Genomic DNA, 18,443 nt, shown 5'->3' on the forward strand with positions numbered 1-18,443 from the left:
CGTCATGAAACATCCACTGGAACTATGGGTTTACCTTTCAGCATCACCTTTGCTGTGGCTCACTCTCACATTATGCGCATGGATCGTGGCGACGCATATTTCCGTTCGACTGAAGCGCCATCCATTGGCCAATCCTGTACTGATTTCCATCGTGCTGCTTTCCAGCCTGCTTGTGATTTTTGATGTTCCCTATGGACGATTCTTTGAAGGAGCCCAGTTTATCCACTTCCTGCTCGGTCCAGCCACAGTAGCCATTGCCGTGCCTCTATTCCGCCAATGGCATCAGGTGCGGCAAGCGCTGATCCCAATGGGAGCAGCGCTCGTCGTCGGCTCGTTCTTTGCGGTTCTTTCCATAGTGGTGATGGGCAAATGGGCCAATCTCTCCAATGAAGTGCTGATTTCTTTTCTGCCAAAATCCGCAACTGCAGGGGTTGCCATGGCGATCTCTTCCACACTTGGCGGCACACCGTCGCTAACTGCGGTGTTGGTCGTACTTACCGGCATTATCGGCGCACTTGTGGTTACACCTTTTATGAATGCCATGCGGATAAAGGACTACGCTGCGCGTGGATTTGCGGTGGGGTTGACGTCGCACGGTATTGGAACTGCACGTGCTTTCGATGTCGATGAGACGGCTGGGCTCTTCGCCGGGATTGCCATGGCCCTGAACGCTATTGCAACGTCACTCGTTGTTCCGCTGCTCGTCAAACTGCTCCTCAGCTGAAACGACGACGCGGCGTTTAAAGCGGCGGGTTGATCGACACTAAATTGTCCCCATGGCCACGCGAGCCGTTTGGCTCGCTGGCTGCCATATGGGGACGAAGAACTATATGCGTGGTCAGGGCAGTTGATTTACTGCTTGATAGCCTCAGCCTGAATTTCAAGCTTGACCATCTTGGCCATGCCTTCTTTTACAAGGAAGTCCACGCCCCACTGGGTGCGATCGATAGTTGCTTCAAAATCGCCACCACAGACTTCTGCCTTGAAGATCGGGCTCTGGTAACAACCGAACTTGGTGGCCGTGAGCTGGATTGGCAGTGTCTTTCCCTTCATGGTCAGATCGCCATCCACTGATACCAGCTTGTCTTCGTCAAAATTCCACTTGGTCGACTTGAACTCAATGGTCGGGAACTTTTCCGCGTCCAGCATGTCAGCACCTGTCACGTGCTTATCAAATGCGGCCATGCCTGTATTCAGCGTCTTTACGGGAATTGAAATATCCATCTTCCCATCCATCGTTTCAGGATCGAACGAGATATCGCCGTTGATTTCATAGAAACCGCCGCTGTTTGTCGATGTATTGAAGTGATCAATATAGAAAACAGCTTTTGTATGTGTTGGGTCCAGTTTGTAATCCGTAGCCTGGGCAGCCGAGACTGACAGCAACGAGGCTAAGAGTGGCAGTACGAACTTTCTCATGTCCATTTCCTTGTCGAGATTTAGCCGTGAAGCGTGAATACAGTGATCGCTTCGATGCCTTTGTAAGTAGCTGTCGGGCGCAACGCTGTGTAGTTCGGATTTCGGTACTCAATGTCCTATAAATAGGACGGTTGCTTGCGTTGAAGCGAGAACTGCAGCAGATACAGCCGGTATCACAGGAATTTTCCTGGCAGCTTTGGCTGGCGCATGAAGAGTGTTGCGAGCGCTGCAAGAGCAATGGCAAGACCGATCATGACGAACATGTCGCTGTAGGCCAGCACGAAAGCCTCCCGTTGAACGGTTCTGGCGAGCATGGCCGTGGCTTGGGCAGTCACTCTCGTCGGATCGCTGTTGTGAGCTTCCAGCATGGCTGCGGTTCGGTCGATGTGGCCCTGCACATCCGCAGCGCCCCGTTCCAGATGCAGGCCAAGCAGATTGGAGTGCAACTGCTCCTGCACGCGTGTAAATGTGCTGACCGCAGCAAGACCGATGGCTGTGCCAACCGTGCGAACGATATGAACAAGGGACGCAATCCACGGTATTTCCCTGACGCTGATGTCTTCCGTTATCAGAACCATCAGAGGTATGGCGGTGAATGGTGCGGCGATGGACTGCACGAACAACGAAGGCAATATCTGATCCGAGGTCCACAGATGCGTGAGACCGGACAGCATAAGAACACCTGCGCCGAACAGCATCAGCCCGAATGCTGCCAGACTGCGCGGATCCATCCTGTAGGTCAGCCAGGCGACGAATGGCGTCAGAACGATCTGCGGCAGAACAGAGACCCAGAACATCGTGCCGCTTTCCAGCGCGCGATAGCCCTGAATACGGATCAGGTATTGCGGCAGCAGATAAGCAGAGGTCATCAACCCGATGCGCATGGCGAACATCAGGAACAGACTGAAGCCAATATTCCGTCTGGCAAGCAGACGCGGACTGACCACCGGATCTGGATGCCACAATGCATGGATGAGATAAATGCTCAGAAAGAACAAGGCCGACGCCAGCAGACCCACGATCAATCCCGATCCGAGCCAGTCGAGGCGGTTGCCCTGATCGAGTGCCGTAACCAATGCAGCCAGCCCGAAAGACAGTGCCAGCAGACCGAAACCGTCATGTCTGCGGAAGCGCAGGAATTTGATAGGATCGTTGGCAAGCCCGTAGGCTCCCGCCAGCAGTGTAAGACTGCCGGGTATAATGTTGATCCAGAACAGATATTGCCAAGACAAGTGAGTGATCACCCATCCCTCGATGCTGACAGCAAGGTTTGGTGTAAGTGACGAAGCCAGCGCATAGAGCGACAAGCCGTAAAGCCGCAGATGCTGTGGCAAATGCCGCATGATCACGGCATAAGCCATCGGCATCAGGATACCTGCACTCAGGCCGCGTATCGCCTGAATGCTGATAAGCGTCTGGAGATTGGGGCTGAACGGCGCCAGCATCGATGCAATCGTGAAGATGAGTGCTCCGATCATGACCCCGCGAGCGGGCGAGAGGATCGAGCGCAGCCAGACGGCGGATGGTATGGCGGCCACTTCGGCAACGACATAAGCCGTCGTCAGCCAGCTCGCCTCATCCATGCCAACACCAAGTGCGCCACGAATATCGGCAAGCCCGATATCGGTGAGGCGCGAGTTCAACAGGGATGTCGTCGTGCCAAGCAGGACGGCGGCGACGCCGATCAAAGCCCGCATGTTGGGTAGGCTTGTGGCGCGCGATTGGGCAGAACCCCGAACGGTCGTAGCGGTGGACATGGCTTTTCGGCTCCTGCCGCCTGCCGTCTCAAACGAAGTTTCGCGGCAAGCGGCCCAATTAGCTATTTGATGAGACTGGCTGTCGTCTCAATGCTCTGGTCTGTATGCACGGTTGCCACGACCGACATGCCCGGGCGAAGCAGTTCGTCGAGTTCACCATTCTGTTCAAGCGCGATGCGCACGCCGACGCGCTGGGCCACTTTGGTGAAATTGCCGGTCGCGTTGTCCGGTGGCAGCAGGCTGAATTCCGATCCGGTTGCCGGTGACAACCGCTCCACATAACCGCGCAGTTCCTTGCCCGGGAATGTATCGACCGTCACGCTGACAAGCTGTCCCGGCCTGAACTTAGCCAGCTGCGTTTCCTTGAAATTAGCGACGACATAAAGCTTCGAGACAGGAACGACGGAAACGAGTTGCGACCCGGCCCGCACATATTGTCCTTCGCGCGCGCCGCTGACACCCACAACGCCATCCATCGGTGCTGTGATACGGGTGCGATCCAGGTCGATCTGCGCGAGCCGCAATGCAGCCTGCTGATTGGACAGTTCAGCCTGTGCCTGGTCGGATTGGCTTGCCAGAACGTCCAGCTTCTGACGCTCGGCTGCTATTTCGGCCTGTTTTTCTGCAATCTGCGCTTCGATGCGTTTGACGTCGGCAATCGCGGCTTCCAGCTTTTGCGCTGTCGACCAGCCGTCTTTCGTCAGAGATGTCTGGCGGCGACCTTCACTGACGACACGCTCGCGGTCGGCATTGAGCGCCGCCAGTCCGGCTTCTGCCTGCTCGATCACACGCTGCTGCAAGGTGATGTTGCTCTGTGCGTTGCGGATTGTGGCCTGGGCGGCGGCTACGCTTGCCTTGGCCTGATCCACCTGTGCCTGATACTGGGTCGGATCGATCTGCATCAGTAATTGTCCGATCTTGACGTGCTGGTAATCCTCCACCAGCAGGCGCACGATACGCCCGCCAACCTCAGCGCTGACCGGTGTTGTGTCGGCGCGCAGATAGGCATTGTCGGTCGTCTGGTTGGTCATGCCTGCCACCCAGCTTCCCCAGCCAAGCGGAATAACAATAGCCAAACCGATCCCGGCAACAATCACAGACGCGCGCGCAAGACTGAGATAGGCCCGGCGGCGGGGCTTTCCTGCTGCTTTGAAGGGCTCCGGCTTGTCCTTGACCGGAGCTGGCTGCTGAAAGAGAACAACTGGCTTGTTCATAACACGCAGTTCCTGAGTTGATTGTCTGAATTGATATCCGACTGTGAGAACCAAAAGGCGAAGCCGCGGCTTCGCCTTCAGTTTCGACATGGGATGAGTATCGTTAGTTCTGAAAGCTGGAAGGTGAAGCATCGCCGAAGCGATGTGCCGAGCCGTTCTCTGTGACCTCTTTTGCAGGAACGATCGCCGCCGTGCTGGTGAAGTCGAGCTTGAGGAACGAAGAGTTCACATCCCGTCCGGGCAGAACAAATGCCTTGTCCTGTGCGGCCATGGCTTCCGGCTGGCCGACGAATGGGTTTTCAGCCAGAGCGGCACCGGTGCTGAGAACAATTGCGGTAATAGCAAAAGCGATCTTTTTCATTTTCAGTCTCCTTGGGACTTTGTTTTGGCTTGTGAAAATCAAAGCCGTTTGATGGAGCGAATATGGTATGCCTCCTTTCATGATTGAAATGATTTGTTATAATTTGAATTATGAGCAGCATTCATAATATCGACCTCAATCTGATCCGTGTCTTCAACGCGTTGATGGAAGAGCGGAACGTGACCAAGGCCGGGGAGAGGCTCAATCTCACCCAGTCGGCAGTCAGTCACGCACTCGGAAAATTGCGATATATTCTGTCAGACGAACTGTTCGTGCGCGGCCCGCAGGGCATGCATCCGACGCCACGCGCCGAAGAGCTGTCGCAGCCGCTGCGTTCGGCTCTTGCCGACATATCAGCGGCACTTTCACCAGTTCAGTTCGATCCCGCCACGGCGGATATGAGCTTTGTGGTCGCCACTTCCGATTTCTATATCGGCACGCTCTTTCCTGCCGTCATGGAGCGACTCGAAAAGGAAGCGCCGGGTATCCGGCTTTGGCTTCGATTGTTCAATGATCTCAATCTGGTCGAAGAACTGGATCGCGGAACCCTGCATCTCGTTGTCGGTGCTTTCGGACGCATTCCCAGCCGATTCAGGCGGGAGACGCTGGTATCTGTCGATAATGTCTGGATCATGCGCAAAGACCATCCGGCTTCTTCCGGCCCGCTGACAATTGAAACACTCGGGCATTATCCACACATTGATGTCTTGTTGTCAGGCCGCGCGGCAATGGAAGCTGCCGGCATGCAAGAACAGGAAGGTCTCGAGCGCGCGTTTGTAACCAGCAATCCGCCATTTCTTGAGGGGCTGCTACGGGAGGTCGGTCTGTCACGCCGTATTGGCGCAACGGTTTCCCTCATTCTTGCCGTACCGCCGCTTGTCGCGGCGACCAATATGATCGCCCTGTTACCGCGCAGTGTCGCGGAAACCTACAAAGATACTTACGGTCTTGTTCTGCATGAGGCACCCTATCCGTTGCCAGCCACTCAGATCAACATGCTGTCGCACAATACTTTCGGGGCGCATCCGGCTGTCGCCTGGCTGCGCTCCGTTCTGCGCGAAGCGATAACAGTCTCCCAGGCCTGACTCATCAGAAATGACAAAAAACGCCGGGCTATAACCCGGCGTTCTCTTGCAATGCTCCAACCGACAAGCAAAGCTCGCTTACCGGAATTGTCGCGACGGCTTATTTGCCGGACGTCATTGTGTTGTAGCTGGTGATCAGGTTGCGATAATCTGGAATGTGGTTTGCAAACAGCGTACCCAGACCTTCAATATCGTTGCGCCAGTCGCGATGCAGTTCACAGGCAACGCCGAACCAGGTCATCAGCTGCACACCGGCTGCACTCATGCGGTCCCATGCCGAATGGCGGGTCACTTCATTGAAGGTGCCCGACGCATCAGTGACGACAAAGACGTCGAAACCGGCTTCGATAGCGGACAATGCCGGGAAAGCCACACAGACTTCGGTCACGACACCAGCGATGAGCAACTGCTTCTTGCCGGTAGCCTTCACCGCCTTGACGAATTCCTCATTGTCCCAGGCGTTGATCTGGCCGGGGCGAGCGATATAGGGCGCATCGGGGAATGTTTCCTTCAGCTCCGGCACCAATGGGCCGTTCGGGCCGTTTTCAAAACTGGTGGTCAGAACAGTCGGCAGCTTGAAATACTTGGCGAGATCGGCGAGCGCCAGCACATTGTTCTTGAACTTGTCCGGGTCGAAATCCCGTACCAGCGACAGCAGACCGGTCTGGTGATCAACGAGAAGAACCGCAACATCATCCTTGTTGAGGCGTACATATGGCTTGGTCATCGACGTTTCCTTTCAGGAAGTCAGAGGATAGATCGCCACCCGTATATTCGTGTAACGTTTGGCGTTGGTGGAATGAATGAAAGCTATCTCGGCAACGAAAAGCGCAAAAGATTGTCAAAATCGACGCTGCGTTCTATTAATGGAACGATGGAAGACCTGAACGACCTTTATTACTTTGTGCAGGTGGTTGATCATGGCGGCTTCGCGCAGGCAGGCCGCGCCATCGGCCTGCAAAAATCGAAACTGAGCCGCCGCATCGCGATTCTGGAGGAGCGGCTGGGCGTCCGCCTGATCCAGCGCTCGTCGCGCCATTTTTCCGTCACCGATATCGGGCGTGAATATTATCGCCGCTGTCTGGCAGTTCTGGTCGAAGCGGAAGCTGCCACTGCTTTCATCGCGCAACATCGTGATGAGCCGCAAGGCGTGGTTCGGTTAAGCTGCCCGACAGCGCTGATTTCATTCCAGTTCGGGGCGTTATTTGCCAAGTTTCTCACAGCCTATCCGAAGGTGGACCTGCATCTGGAAAGCACCAATCGCCGTGTCGATGTGATCGGCGAACGTTTCGATGTTTCCATCCGCGTGCGGTTTCCGCCGCTGGAACAAACCGACCTTCTGATGCGCAAACTGGACGACAGTTCGCAATATCTGGTCGCGCGGCCCGGCTTCCTCAATGAACCTGTGACCACACCGGCTGATCTGATGGGGCTACCAAGCCTCGCATGGACATCAGCCTCCCATAATTACGAATGGCGGCTTGAAAAGCACAATGGCGAGCGGGCCGTCATTCCGCACCGCCCCCGCTTTCTGACTGACGACATGGCGGCCTTGCGCGATGCGGCGCTGGACGGTGCCGGGATCGTGCAGCTACCGACCATGATGATCTGGCGGGACCTTGCCGCAGGCACATTGGTGCCTGTCTTGCCCGAATGGCGCCCGGCTGCGGGCATCGTCCATGCGGTATTTCCATCCCGACGTGGTCTACTGCCCTCGGTGCGCACGCTGATCGACTTTCTGGCGCGGGAATGCGCTGTTCAACGCAAGGCTATCGACGAAACTATTCTTTAGCCAGCGGTAGACCATACGTTGGAGAAGGTCTCTGGGTCGTCATGACCTGTGTTCGCTTGCGGATAGAGCGGCATACTCTTCGACCAAAAAATCGAGAAGTGCGCGCACTGAAGGCAGCAGGCCACGCCGCGAGGGAAAAGCAGCATGGATGATGCCGCTGCGGGGTGCCCAGTCGGGCAGAAGATCAACCAACCGCCCAGCCTTTATATCATCCCGGACAACCATTGTGGGAAACTGGCAAACGCCGATGCCTTGAAGAGCGGCCAGCCGCAGCGCAACCATATCTTCCGTGATCAGCAGCGGTTGATAGGGAATTTCAGCCGTGGTGCCGTTCGGACCAAGCAGGTTCCATTCAAAACTGTTGTGGGATGATCCCCAGGCAAGGCCGGGCATGTCGACGAGGTCGGCGGGGACGGCGTTGCATCCCTCCTTGACGAATACAGGGCTTGCCACCAGTCGTTGCTCGCTTTCCGCCAGCTTGCGGATGACGAGGTCGCTATCCTCGAGCGGTGGAAAGCGGACGCGGATAGCGAGATCGAAGCCTTCGCGGATAACATCCACGCGCCGGTTTGTGCTTTCCAGATGTATTTTCACCTTTGGGTATCGCGCCATGAAACGGGCGATCATTTCACCGACCTGGAAATAAATGACCGATGCCGGGCAACTCACCCGCACCGTGCCTTGCGGTTCCGTGCGCATTCTGTCGATCACATCCAGCGCGGCATCGGCCTCAACCATCATCGCCAGACAATGGCGATAAAATTCCTGGCCGATATCCGTCACGGCAAATTGTCGGGTGGTGCGCTGGATAAGCCTGACACCGAGATCATCTTCCAGCAGGGCGATCCGGCGGCTCAGCCTGGAGCGCGGCATATCCAGTTTTCGGGACGCAGCGGAAAAGCCGCCTTGCTCCACGACTTCCACATAAAGCCGCATATCGTTGAGATCAGCCATGGCCGGGCCTTTCATTGTCCTGTTTTCAGGACAGTATAACCTGAACTTCGATCTACCGGTCAATTTGTTCCAGATTTATTTTGCTCCCAGACAGTCAATTCAGTGTCCGCAAGGCAACGAAATAAATCGGGAAGATCGAGATGAGACAGGTTATCGGCATTTACAGCAGCTCATCGCCCCATTGGGTGGGTGATGGATTTCCGGTTCGCTCCATGGTTTCCCATGCGACAATGGGCGAACACATCAGCCCCTTCTTGCATCTTGATTATGCCGGGCCGGAACAGTTTGCACCCACGGCAACCCCGCGCGGGGTGGGCAGCCATCCCCATCGCGGTTTTGAAACCGTGACCATTGTCTATCAGGGCGAAGTTGAACATCGCGATTCCACTGGAAGCGGAGGCATGATCGGTCCCGGTGATGTACAATGGATGACTGCTGCCGCCGGGATTTTGCACGAGGAGCGCCATTCGAAGGCGTTTACCGAACAGGGAGGCACGCTGGAAATGGTGCAGCTCTGGGTCAACCTGCCTGCCAAGGACAAGTCCGCGCCCGCCGCTTACCAGACGGTGCTCGATCGGGATATTCCGACCGTGGCCCTGCCGGAGGAAGCTGGAATTGTCCGTGTCATAGCCGGGAACTATGCCGGACATGCCGGACCAGCACGCACCTTCACGCCGATTGATCTATGGGACCTGCGCCTGAAACAGGGCGGAAGCGTTGTGTTTGATCTTCCCGATCAACATACGACCGGCCTGGCAATCTTGCGCGGAACGATCACCGTCAACGGCAACAGATCGGCACGGGATGCGCAATTCGTTCTGCTCGACCGAAAAGGTGGCAGTTTCGAGGTTACGGCTGACAGCGACGCAACCGTTCTTCTGCTGAGCGGCGAACCGCTTGGAGAGCCTGTCGCCATGCGTGGCCCTTTCGTCATGAACACAAATGAAGAATTGCAGGATGCTTTCGCGGATTTCCGAACAGGGAAATTCGGCGCCATTTCTGCCTGATCCATTCCCGTAGCGTCAGTAAGAACCACGGGTATCCCCGGACCGGAAATGCTTTCGGCCCTGAATACGTCCAAGCCTGAAGAAGGAGACTTAAAATGAGCAGCCCAGCTAACTTTAACGGCCAGCGTCCGGTTATCGACCCCAACGACGCCGTCATGCTTCTGATCGATCATCAGAGCGGCCTGTTTCAGACCGTCGCAGACATGCCGATGCCTGTTTTGCGCAATCATGCGACCGCGCTTGCCAAGATGGCCACGCTGACCAAGATGCCGGTCATCACCACGGCATCCGTGCCGCAGGGCCCCAATGGTCCGCTGATCCCCGAGATTCATGAGAACGCCCCTCATGCCAAATATGTAGCGCGCCGTGGCGAGATCAACGCATGGGACAATCCGGATTTCGTTGCTGCCGTGAAGGCCACGGGCCGCAAGACCCTGATCATCGCAGGCACCATCACCAGCGTTTGCATGGCCTTCCCGGCAATCAGTGCCGTTCAGGACGGTTACAAGGTTTTCGCCGTGGTGGACGCATCCGGTACCTATTCCAAGATGGCGCAGGAAATCACGCTCGCTCGTGTTGTTCAGGCCGGTGTCGTGCCGATGGATACGGCTGCGGTGGCTTCGGAACTCCAGAAGACATGGTATCGTGACGATGCGCAGGAATGGGCCAATGTCTACACCAAGATTTTCCCTCCCTACCAGCTTCTCATCGAAAGCTACTTGAAGGCGCAGGAAGTCGAAAAGAACCACGAACAGCTCGATTCACAGCGTGGCTGATTGTGATTGAAATACAAAAGGGCGGCATTACCTGCCGCCCTTCTTCTTGTCCTCACGTTGATATGAAAACCGCATTGCGCAATGAATGTACGCAATGCGGTTCAATGTTCAGCCTGTCGTGTCATCCCACGGATTTCCCGACAGTGTTTATGCGCAAGGCTTACTTCTGCCAGCTTTTGACCAGTTCATCGTAATTGACCGTAACCGGCTTTTCTTTTTCGTTCTCGATCTTCAGCTGAGGAGCGAGGTTACCCTTGGAAACGGCATCCTTGTTCCAGTACTCGATGTCATGTTCCTCGGCGAGCTTCGGTCCGATGTCGCCCTGTACCCCCGCACGTTCCAGACGCGAGAGAACTTTTTCCTGTTCGGCGCAAAGTGAATCCATCGCTTCCTGTGCCGTTTTTGCACCCGACGATGCATCGCCGATCGCCTGCCACCAGAGCTGAGCCAGCTTTGGATAGTCAGGCACGTTGGTGCCGGTTGGCGACCACTGGACGCGGGCCGGCGACCGATAGAACTCGACCAGACCGCCGAGCTTCGGTGCCCGATCCGTGAAGCTCTGATGATGGATGGACGAGTCGCGGATGAAGGTCAGACCCACATGGCTCTTTTTCACATCGACCGTCTTGGACGTCACGAACTGCGCATAGAGCCAGGCAGCCTTGGCCCGGTCATCCGGGGTGGACTTCATGAGGGTCCAGGAACCCACGTCCTGATAGCCAAGCTTCATGCCGTCCTTCCAGTAGACGCCATGCGGGGAGGGGGCAACACGCCATTTCGGCGTGCCATCCTCGTTCACGACCGGCAGGCCGGGCTTGGCCATATCGGCGGTGAAAGCCGTGTACCAGAAAATCTGCTGGGCGATGTTGCCCTGCGACGGAACCGGGCCGGATTCGGAGAAGGTCATGCCTTGAGCTTCTGCCGGAGCATAGGCCTTGATCCAGTCGAGATATTTCTGGATGGCGTAGACCGAAGCTGGTCCATTGGTATCGCCGCCGCGGGCTACGCATGAGCCGACCGGACGCGACTGGTCATCAACCTTGATACCCCATTCATCAACCGGCAGACCGTTTGGCAGTCCCTTGTCACCGTTGCCAGCCATGGAAAGCCACGCATCGGTAAAGCGCCAGCCGAGAGACGGGTCCTTCTTGCCATAGTCCATATGGCCGTAGACCTTTTTGCCGTCGACATCGCGACCGGTGAAGAACTCGGCGATGTCCTCATAGGCAGACCAGTTGACGGGTACGCCAAGATCGTAGCCGTACTTGGCCTTGAAGTCGGCCTTGTTCTTCTCGTCGTTGAACCAGTCGTAGCGGAACCAGTAGAGGTTTGCGAACTGCTGGTCGGGAAGCTGGTAGAGCTTCTTGTCCGGAGCCGTCGTGAACTTGCTGCCGATGAAATCGTCCAGATCGAGGCCCGGATTGGTGACATCCTTACCTTCATTGGCCATGAAGTCGGTGAGGTTGCGGACCTGCTGATAGCGCCAGTGCGTGCCGATCAGATCGGAGTCGTTGACCCAGCCGTCATAAAGATTCTGGCCGGTCTGCATCTGGGTCTGAATTTTTTCGACGACGTCGCCTTCCTGAATAAGGTCATGCGTGACCTTGATGCCGGTGATGGCGGTAAATGCGGGCGCCAGCACCTTCGATTCATAATCATGGGTGGTTAGCGATTCCGAAACGACCTTGATATCCATGCCCTGGAAAGGCTTGGCCGCATCGATGAACCACTGCATTTCCTTTTCCTGATCGGCGCGCGACAGGGATGAAAGGTCGCCAATTTCCTTGTCGAGAAATTGCTTCGCCTCATCCATTCCCGCTGAAGCCGCCCCTGTCATTGCCAGCACGATAAGTGCTGTAGTCGTCATTAGATGCCGTCGCATGTTGATCCTCCCAAAGCTTGCGAGTGCATTGCATATCGACTTCCGGGCGCGGTTTGTCCCCCGAGCCCATTTTGCGCGGAGCGGAAGGTTTCCGCTCCGGATTTCTCACACAAAGCGGAATACGCCGATGGCGTAGACCACTGAAATGGCAAGAGCCCACCAGAGGTTCGGACCGACCAGCCCGAGCCATGCCAGATTGATGAATGCGCTGCCGAGCAGCGAGATAAACAGGCGGTCGCCGCGTGTTGTCTCGAAGCGCAGGATACCGTTGCGCGGCGAGCCGCCGGGCGAGATATATTCCCACACGCCCATGCCCAGCAGCAGAAATGCTATGGCGCAGAAAAATGCCGCCGTCTGCCAGGTCCAGGCCATCCATGAGAAGTCGGGCATATGAAACATCGTCATACCCTCCCTAGGGCAAAGCCCTTGGCGATGTAATTGCGGACAAACCAGATCACCAACGCACCGGGTATCAGCGTCAGAACACCCGCCGCAGCGAGCAGCCCCCAGTCCATACCGGCAGCAGAAACGGTGCGCGTCATCGTGGCTGCAATGGGTTTCGCGTCTGTCGTCGTGAGCGTGCGGGCGATGAGCAATTCCACCCATGAGAACATGAAGCAGAAGAAGGCTGCCACGCCGATGCCGGATGCGATCAGGGGCATGAAGATCTTCACGAAGAACTTTGGAAACGAATAGCCGTCGATATAGGCTGTCTCGTCGATTTCCTTCGGTACGCCCGACATGAAGCCTTCCAGAATCCACACCGCCAGCGGCACGTTGAACAGACAATGCGCCAGTGCGACCGCGATATGCGTATCGATGAGCCCGAATGCCGAATAGAGCTGGAAGAACGGCAGGGCGAACACCGCCGGAGGCGCCATGCGGTTGGTCAGGAGCCAGAAGAACAGGTGTTTGTCGCCCAGAAACCGGTAGCGCGAGAAGGCATAGGCTGCAGGCAGCGCCACCGAAACCGAAATCACCATGTTCATGACCACATAGATGATCGAGTTGATATAACCCGAATACCAGGCGGAGTCGGTGAAGATGGCGCGATAGTTCTGCAATGTTGGCTCATGCGGAAAGAGCGTCAGCGACGTCAGGATTTCCTGATTGGTCTTGAAGCTCATATTGATGAGCCAGTAGATCGGTATCAGAAGCAGAACGATATAGATTGTCGGTATCAGCCAGCCGAACCGCGACCTCTCACGTCTTCTCGATTTTTGTCGGACGGCGTTTGAGACCGGCGCAATTGCAGGTGCACTGCCCACGGAAGTTCCCTGTATGGCGTTCATCTCACACCTCCTGATCGTGGCTGGTCATGACGGTGTAGAACACCCATGACAGCAGCAGGATGATGAGGAAGTAGATCAACGACATCGCCGCCGCCGGTCCAAGATCGAACTGACCCAGCGCCATCTTGACCAGATCGATCGACAGAAATGTTGTCGAATTGCCCGGTCCGCCGCCCGTCACCACGAAGGGCTCGGTATAGATCATGAAACTGTCCATGAAACGGAGCAGGACGGCGATCAGCAGAACGCGCTTCATCTTCGGCAGCTGGATGTAACGGAACACTGAAAACCGCGAAGCTCCGTCGATTCTGGCTGCCTGATAATAGGCATCCGGAATGGATACGAGACTTGCATAGCACAACAGCACCACGAGGCTGGTCCAGTGCCACACGTCCATGATGATGATCGTCACCCAGGCGTCGAACGGATCGTTGACGTAGTTGTAGTCCAGCCCCAGCCAGTTGGCGTAGTAGCCGAGCAGGCCGATGTCGCTGCGTCCGAAAACCTGCCAGATCGTGCCGACCACGTTCCACGGGATCAGCAGGGGCAATGCCATGGTGACCAGACAGACGGGGACCCAGAAGCCCTTTTTCGGCATGTTGAGCGCAATCAGGATGCCGAGCGGTATCTGGATCGCCAGCACGATGAACGAGAAAATGAGATTGCGCCAGAGCGCATCCCAGAAACGACCGGAGTGAAGAATTTGCTCGAACCAGTCCGTCCCGGCCCAGAAGAACTGGTTGTTGCCGAACGTATCCTGCACCGAATAGTTCACCACCGTCATCAGCGGAATGACGGCGGAAAAGGCGACCAGCACCAGCACCGGCAGGACCAGGAACCAGGCTTTGTTATTCCAGCTTTTTTCCATGGTCAGCCCTCCATTCCCACGCGCCAGGAATCCGCGAATATGCCGATTGCCTTCGGATCGAAGGTCACGCGCGGTTCGGCTGGTATGTCGTCGTCCTCGCCGATCACGACGGCGAGTTTCTGCCCCTCAAAACCTGCCCGCACGATGCGGTAGCGCCCGATATCCTCGATCTTGTCGATGCTGATTGGCAGGCCTTCGCGACCGAGCCTGACAAATTCCGGACGGATGCCCAGTTCGATGCTTTTTGCATCACCAATCTGCGGTATGCCGGGCAGTGGAATGGCCTGCGCGCCGACTGTGGCAGTCTGGCCGTCGATCCGTGCGGGCATGAGGTTCATACCCGGCGAGCCGATGAAATAGCCAACGAATGTATGCCTCGGGCGCTCGAACAGTTCGGCAGGCGTGCCGATCTGCACGATTTCTCCGTTATGCATCACCACGACCTTGTCGGCGAATGTCAGCGCCTCCGTCTGGTCATGCGTGACATAGACCATCGTGAAACCCGATTGGCGGTGCAAGCGTTTCAGCTGTGAGCGCAGCACCCATTTCATGTGCGGATCGATAACCGTCAGGGGTTCGTCGAACAGGATTGCGTTCACATTCGCGCGTACCAGTCCCCGACCGAGCGAAATCTTCTGTTTCTGATCTGCCGTCAGTCCGCGTGCGCGTCGCCCGGCAATGCCGCCGAGGTCGGTCATTTCCAGAATGTCCTTGACGCGACGTTCCACTTCCGCTTCCGGCATCCGTCGGTTGCGCAACGGAAAGGCCAGATTGTCGAACACGGTCATCGTGTCGTAGACGACGGGAAACTGAAAGACCTGCGCAATGTTGCGGTCTTCGGTGGCAAGGCCGGTTACGTCCTGCCCGTCGAAAAGGATGCGCCCCTCAGTTGGTTGCAGAAGGCCGGAAATGATGTTGAGCAGGGTCGTCTTGCCGCAACCGGACGGGCCGAGCAGCGCGTAGGCGCTGCCGTCCTCCCACTCGTAATTGACCATGTTGAGAGCGTATTCGCCTGCGGCTTGCGCCTTCGCATTATAAGCGTGGCGGATATGATCGAGAGTGATACGTGCCATCGTCGCCCTCCTATGCCGCCAAACCAACCGTGCGGCCAACCGCGCGGCCAGTTTCATCGAATGCCATCAGGTGTCGCGTGTCGAGGTAGACCTCGATTTCGCGATCAGGCTCGACGATCTGGATACCGTGCGCCAGCATGACCCAGCGGTCGCCTTCGTAATCGAGATGGATGAAGCTTTCCGATCCGGCGATCTCGGATACCAGCGTGCGGGCCCGAATGGGAACCGTAGCGTTTTCCGCCGGGCGGACCAGCAGATGATGCGGCTGAAACGCGATCGTCAGTGGACCGTCGCTTATATCAGCCAATTGGCTTGGTACGGCAATGGCCGGGCGGTCGGCGCGCAGGAAACGATCCCCCGACTTGACCATGCGTGCTGTGTTCAGGGGCGGGTCGGCAAATGTTCGTGCCGTGACGAGGTCGAGCGGGCGGCGATAGACATCGATTGTGCGCCCGAACTGCGTGATGCGGCCTTCTGAAAGTGCCGCCGTATTGCCGCCGAGCAGCAGGGCTTCCGAAGGTTCGGTTGTTGCGTAAACAAAGATCGCACCGGATTCGGCAAAGATGCGCGGCAGCTCTTCACGGAGTTCCTCACGCAGCTTGTAGTCGAGATTGGCCAGCGGTTCATCGAGGAGGACGAGATTGGCCTTTTTCACAATGGCCCGGGCAATTGCAGTGCGCTGTTGCTGCCCGCCGGAGAGATTAAGCGGTGTGCGGTCCAGATAAGGCGTCAGCTTGAGAAGGTCCGCCGCCTTGCGAACCTCGCTGTCGATCTCCGACTGTGCCTTGCCAGCGATGCGCATCGGCGAAGCAATGTTTTCATAGACCGTCAGAGCCGGGTAATTGATAAACTGCTGGTAGACCATCGCCACATTGCGCTTCTGCACGGGCATGCCTGTAACATCCTGTCCGTCGAACAGGATCGAGCCTTCACTTGGCTTGTCCAGGCCCGCCATGAGGCGCATGAGCGAGGTCTTCCCGGACAAGGTCGGTCCGAGCAGGACATTCAGGCTCCCGCGAGGCAGTACCAGACTTGTCGGATGGATATGGGTGGCTCCACCAACCGTCTTCGAGATATTTCGCAATTCCAGCATATGTCCCGAGGCCTCCTCCAACCGTCGGAATTATTGCGCTTATTGGCAATTCCTCTCAATATGAACTTCCAGGGACTGTGCCTTATCCCTTATGAGCAATCCGTGTTCTGCGAACCGCTTCCACACTTTCTCAGGAAACATGCAAGTTCCAACGACAATCCGGGCGCTGTTAACAGGATGTTTCCTAACGGATTTCATCCAGCTTAACACAACACCGAACCCGGCGCTCAATGAGCGCGAGCCAGCAGATGCGGCAGCGCGACCGTGATCTTTAACGCTTGAACAAACTTGGTTTGGATGACTTCGACAAGCACGCAGCTTGTCGCTTTGGCGATGGTGCCGAACACCGTTATCGCCACTGTCCGAGAAGAGGGCATGCGCACTCGTAACTGACATGTTCCTCCCCCTGTCCACACGTTCGGCCATTGCGAGTGTGAAAGCCAAACAATGAAAATCGAAAACAAAAAGAAAGTCAAATGAAGATAATTGTTTCACTTGCGAAATGTGGGCGGACCGTCGCGAGCCATGTGAAATGGTGGCTGTCGGTATAGCCGCGGTCCGCGCAGAGCGGGTTTCCTGCAGCGGATCCATATAAGCTCAAGTTACCCGCACGGAACCCGAAGGGTGCATTACACCCAAACAGATGTAGACAAATTACCGGCTCTTCTTTTGCGTCATTTGACGGCACAATAGCCTTGGAGCCGAATATTTCTCAACACCATTGGGAATTGGGCGCCGGCGAGGAGAAATGGTGATGAATGAACTACGTCCCATATCCAACGAGACCCTCACTGCAGGTGGTGTTCAAGGTACGTCTTTAACTACCGCAGCCGGACACCTGGCGCTCGTGCCGACATGGCTCCCTTTCGGTGTCGCTTCAGGCACAACCGGCAATTCCGCCGGAAGCGGTGGAATGGGACTGAGCGTCGGTGTGATAAGCAGCGACGCATCCGCTGTGTTCGTTCCGTCCAATACGGCAATTGCCGGTCCGGGAGCCGGGGCGGGCGCGGACCAGTTCAACAACGCATTGATTAATCAGCATGTCGTTGAAATGGCTGGAATGGGGGGAGACGGCGGAAACGGCAACGCCGTGATCGGAGGTACAGAAGGCGCGACCTCCAATCATGCAGGAAGCGGTGGCGACGGGGTTTTCTTCGGGGGACTTGTCAGCTCTGACGTCGCGGTTTTTGCTCCCGTCAATGCTGCGGTTGCAGGCGGATCCAATTCCGTAGCGTCTGCTAACCAGACCAACAACGCTGCCTTCCTGCAAGGCGCGGACCAGATGGCGGGTATTGGAGGCTCGGGTGGAGACCATAATGCCGCCGGGTCCGTTTCGGCCTCTCCGATACATACAGACGCTGGAAATTCCTATTATTTCACCGGTGATAATTATGCGGGTCATGGTGGCGCGGGTGTTTTTGCCGGCACCATGATCGATGTGAACGTGGCGATTTTCTCCCCCATCAATATCGCTGTCGCTGCCGCTGGCGGCAATGCAGAGGCGCACCAGACAAACAACGTGATTTTCGATCAGGGCGGCACGCAGATTGCCGGGATCGGCGGTAATGGCGGCGGCTTCAACATGGCCTCGGACACAATTTTCACCGGCAATACAGCTGCAGGAAGCGGTGGTGACGGTGTTTCCCTGGGCAGTATGGTGGACGTGAATATCGGGTATTTCCACCCGATCAATATTGCAGTTCCCGCTGGCGGAACCGCTGATGCCCAGCAGATAGACCATCTGCTTGTCGATCAGCATGCTCTACAGATTGCCGGTATCGGTGGTTCAGGCGGCTACGATAATCTGACCGACACAAGCCATGATGCGCTTCTTGCAAACGACATTCTTGGCCTTCTTCACGCTTGATAC

The 18,443-nt window shown here is 56.5% G+C and carries 18 protein-coding genes; 6 read left to right on the top strand and 12 right to left on the bottom strand.

Going from position 1 to position 18,443, the window contains the following annotated elements; translation table 11 throughout:
• Nucleotides 1–4 precede the first annotated feature (4 nt).
• Nucleotides 5–724, top strand: coding sequence for an LrgB family protein (locus tag CES86_RS23805; protein WP_094515587.1), 720 nt, complete (start codon nucleotides 5–7; stop codon nucleotides 722–724).
• Between the two features lie 128 nt (nucleotides 725–852).
• On the opposite strand, the gene CES86_RS23810 is transcribed toward CES86_RS23805, so the two are convergent.
• From CES86_RS23810 to CES86_RS23825, 4 genes are all read right to left on the bottom strand, one after another.
• Nucleotides 853–1,419: a YceI family protein gene (locus CES86_RS23810; RefSeq protein ID WP_094515588.1), complete on the bottom strand. Its 567-nt coding sequence runs from the start codon at nucleotides 1,417–1,419 to the stop codon at nucleotides 853–855.
• Between the two features lie 173 nt (nucleotides 1,420–1,592).
• Entirely contained in the window at nucleotides 1,593–3,176 is a 1,584-nt protein-coding gene (locus CES86_RS23815; RefSeq protein ID WP_094515589.1) for a DHA2 family efflux MFS transporter permease subunit, read from the bottom strand.
• Nucleotides 3,177–3,238: 62 nt separating this feature from the next.
• Nucleotides 3,239–4,390 carry an HlyD family secretion protein gene (locus tag CES86_RS23820; RefSeq protein WP_167387149.1) on the bottom strand — a complete coding sequence of 384 codons (1,152 nt, stop codon included), beginning with the start codon at nucleotides 4,388–4,390 and terminating at the stop codon, nucleotides 3,239–3,241.
• 103 nt (nucleotides 4,391–4,493) lie between these two features.
• Nucleotides 4,494–4,751, bottom strand: coding sequence for a hypothetical protein (locus tag CES86_RS23825; RefSeq protein WP_094515591.1), 258 nt, complete (start codon nucleotides 4,749–4,751; stop codon nucleotides 4,494–4,496).
• Between the two features lie 110 nt (nucleotides 4,752–4,861).
• On the opposite strand from CES86_RS23825, the gene CES86_RS23830 reads away from it, so the two are divergent.
• Nucleotides 4,862–5,836 (top strand): LysR substrate-binding domain-containing protein, encoded by a 975-nt coding sequence (locus CES86_RS23830; protein ID WP_012093323.1) that lies wholly within the window; start codon nucleotides 4,862–4,864, stop codon nucleotides 5,834–5,836.
• Nucleotides 5,837–5,936: 100 nt separating this feature from the next.
• On the opposite strand, the gene ycaC is transcribed toward CES86_RS23830, so the two are convergent.
• Complete coding sequence (gene ycaC, locus CES86_RS23835; RefSeq protein ID WP_012093322.1) at nucleotides 5,937–6,563, bottom strand: isochorismate family cysteine hydrolase YcaC; 627 nt, start codon at nucleotides 6,561–6,563, stop codon at nucleotides 5,937–5,939.
• 147 nt (nucleotides 6,564–6,710) lie between these two features.
• Here ycaC and CES86_RS23840 point away from each other — a divergent pair, with 147 nt between their 5' ends.
• A complete protein-coding gene (locus CES86_RS23840; protein WP_094515820.1) occupies nucleotides 6,711–7,628 on the top strand; it encodes a LysR substrate-binding domain-containing protein in 918 nt (305 codons plus the stop codon).
• Between the two features lie 39 nt (nucleotides 7,629–7,667).
• Here CES86_RS23840 and CES86_RS23845 read toward each other — a convergent pair whose 3' ends face one another.
• Nucleotides 7,668–8,582: a LysR family transcriptional regulator gene (locus CES86_RS23845; RefSeq protein ID WP_192798566.1), complete on the bottom strand. Its 915-nt coding sequence runs from the start codon at nucleotides 8,580–8,582 to the stop codon at nucleotides 7,668–7,670.
• Nucleotides 8,583–8,722: 140 nt separating this feature from the next.
• Here CES86_RS23845 and CES86_RS23850 point away from each other — a divergent pair, with 140 nt between their 5' ends.
• Both CES86_RS23850 and CES86_RS23855 read left to right on the top strand, forming a co-directional pair.
• The gene (locus CES86_RS23850; protein ID WP_094515593.1) at nucleotides 8,723–9,589 is read left to right on the top strand and encodes a pirin family protein; all 867 of its coding nucleotides are present in this window, start codon (nucleotides 8,723–8,725) and stop codon (nucleotides 9,587–9,589) included.
• Nucleotides 9,590–9,684: 95 nt separating this feature from the next.
• Nucleotides 9,685–10,365: a hydrolase gene (locus CES86_RS23855; protein ID WP_094515594.1), complete on the top strand. Its 681-nt coding sequence runs from the start codon at nucleotides 9,685–9,687 to the stop codon at nucleotides 10,363–10,365.
• Between the two features lie 160 nt (nucleotides 10,366–10,525).
• On the opposite strand, the gene CES86_RS23860 is transcribed toward CES86_RS23855, so the two are convergent.
• The 6 genes from CES86_RS23860 to CES86_RS23885 all read right to left on the bottom strand — a co-directional run bounded on the left by CES86_RS23860 (nucleotide 10,526) and on the right by CES86_RS23885 (nucleotide 16,573).
• Nucleotides 10,526–12,247: an ABC transporter substrate-binding protein gene (locus CES86_RS23860; RefSeq protein WP_010659168.1), complete on the bottom strand. Its 1,722-nt coding sequence runs from the start codon at nucleotides 12,245–12,247 to the stop codon at nucleotides 10,526–10,528.
• 105 nt (nucleotides 12,248–12,352) lie between these two features.
• On the bottom strand, nucleotides 12,353–12,646 hold the full coding sequence (locus tag CES86_RS23865; RefSeq protein WP_012093317.1) for a DUF2160 domain-containing protein: 294 nt from the start codon (nucleotides 12,644–12,646) through the stop codon (nucleotides 12,353–12,355).
• A gap of 2 nt (nucleotides 12,647–12,648) precedes the next feature.
• Nucleotides 12,649–13,539, bottom strand: coding sequence for a carbohydrate ABC transporter permease (locus CES86_RS23870; RefSeq protein ID WP_029926704.1), 891 nt, complete (start codon nucleotides 13,537–13,539; stop codon nucleotides 12,649–12,651).
• 1 nt (nucleotide 13,540) lies between these two features.
• Nucleotides 13,541–14,407: a carbohydrate ABC transporter permease gene (locus tag CES86_RS23875; RefSeq protein ID WP_010659165.1), complete on the bottom strand. Its 867-nt coding sequence runs from the start codon at nucleotides 14,405–14,407 to the stop codon at nucleotides 13,541–13,543.
• 2 nt (nucleotides 14,408–14,409) lie between these two features.
• Nucleotides 14,410–15,480 (bottom strand): ABC transporter ATP-binding protein, encoded by a 1,071-nt coding sequence (locus CES86_RS23880; RefSeq protein ID WP_094515595.1) that lies wholly within the window; start codon nucleotides 15,478–15,480, stop codon nucleotides 14,410–14,412.
• Nucleotides 15,481–15,490: 10 nt separating this feature from the next.
• Nucleotides 15,491–16,573, bottom strand: a complete 1,083-nt coding sequence (locus tag CES86_RS23885; protein WP_010659163.1) for an ABC transporter ATP-binding protein — start codon at nucleotides 16,571–16,573, stop codon at nucleotides 15,491–15,493.
• A gap of 754 nt (nucleotides 16,574–17,327) precedes the next feature.
• Between CES86_RS23885 and CES86_RS23890 the strand changes: the two genes are divergently transcribed.
• A complete protein-coding gene (locus CES86_RS23890; protein WP_094515596.1) occupies nucleotides 17,328–18,440 on the top strand; it encodes a hypothetical protein in 1,113 nt (370 codons plus the stop codon).
• Nucleotides 18,441–18,443: the final 3 nt, after the last annotated feature.

It is taken from the genome of Brucella lupini (genome assembly GCF_002252535.1).
Classification (GTDB): domain Bacteria; phylum Pseudomonadota; class Alphaproteobacteria; order Rhizobiales; family Rhizobiaceae; genus Brucella; species Brucella anthropi.

Excerpts from the sequence above, each read along its gene's own strand:
- CES86_RS23885 (WP_010659163.1), bottom strand. The coding sequence starts at position 16,573 with ATGCTGGAATTGCGAAATATCTCGAAGACGGTTGGTGGAGCCACCCAT.
- CES86_RS23855 (WP_094515594.1), top strand. The coding sequence starts at position 9,685 with ATGAGCAGCCCAGCTAACTTTAACGGCCAGCGTCCGGTTATCGACCCC.
- CES86_RS23840 (WP_094515820.1), top strand. The coding sequence starts at position 6,711 with ATGGAAGACCTGAACGACCTTTATTACTTTGTGCAGGTGGTTGATCAT.
- CES86_RS23890 (WP_094515596.1), top strand. The coding sequence starts at position 17,328 with ATGAATGAACTACGTCCCATATCCAACGAGACCCTCACTGCAGGTGGT.
- CES86_RS23820 (WP_167387149.1), bottom strand. The coding sequence starts at position 4,390 with ATGAACAAGCCAGTTGTTCTCTTTCAGCAGCCAGCTCCGGTCAAGGAC.
- ycaC (WP_012093322.1), bottom strand. The coding sequence starts at position 6,563 with ATGACCAAGCCATATGTACGCCTCAACAAGGATGATGTTGCGGTTCTT.
- CES86_RS23865 (WP_012093317.1), bottom strand. The coding sequence starts at position 12,646 with ATGTTTCATATGCCCGACTTCTCATGGATGGCCTGGACCTGGCAGACG.
- CES86_RS23850 (WP_094515593.1), top strand. The coding sequence starts at position 8,723 with ATGAGACAGGTTATCGGCATTTACAGCAGCTCATCGCCCCATTGGGTG.
- CES86_RS23880 (WP_094515595.1), bottom strand. The coding sequence starts at position 15,480 with ATGGCACGTATCACTCTCGATCATATCCGCCACGCTTATAATGCGAAG.
- CES86_RS23830 (WP_012093323.1), top strand. The coding sequence starts at position 4,862 with ATGAGCAGCATTCATAATATCGACCTCAATCTGATCCGTGTCTTCAAC.
- CES86_RS23825 (WP_094515591.1), bottom strand. The coding sequence starts at position 4,751 with ATGAAAAAGATCGCTTTTGCTATTACCGCAATTGTTCTCAGCACCGGT.
- CES86_RS23845 (WP_192798566.1), bottom strand. The coding sequence starts at position 8,582 with ATGGCTGATCTCAACGATATGCGGCTTTATGTGGAAGTCGTGGAGCAA.
- CES86_RS23860 (WP_010659168.1), bottom strand. The coding sequence starts at position 12,247 with ATGCGACGGCATCTAATGACGACTACAGCACTTATCGTGCTGGCAATG.
- CES86_RS23815 (WP_094515589.1), bottom strand. The coding sequence starts at position 3,176 with ATGTCCACCGCTACGACCGTTCGGGGTTCTGCCCAATCGCGCGCCACA.
- CES86_RS23870 (WP_029926704.1), bottom strand. The coding sequence starts at position 13,539 with ATGAACGCCATACAGGGAACTTCCGTGGGCAGTGCACCTGCAATTGCG.
- CES86_RS23805 (WP_094515587.1), top strand. The coding sequence starts at position 5 with ATGAAACATCCACTGGAACTATGGGTTTACCTTTCAGCATCACCTTTG.
- CES86_RS23810 (WP_094515588.1), bottom strand. The coding sequence starts at position 1,419 with ATGAGAAAGTTCGTACTGCCACTCTTAGCCTCGTTGCTGTCAGTCTCG.
- CES86_RS23875 (WP_010659165.1), bottom strand. The coding sequence starts at position 14,407 with ATGGAAAAAAGCTGGAATAACAAAGCCTGGTTCCTGGTCCTGCCGGTG.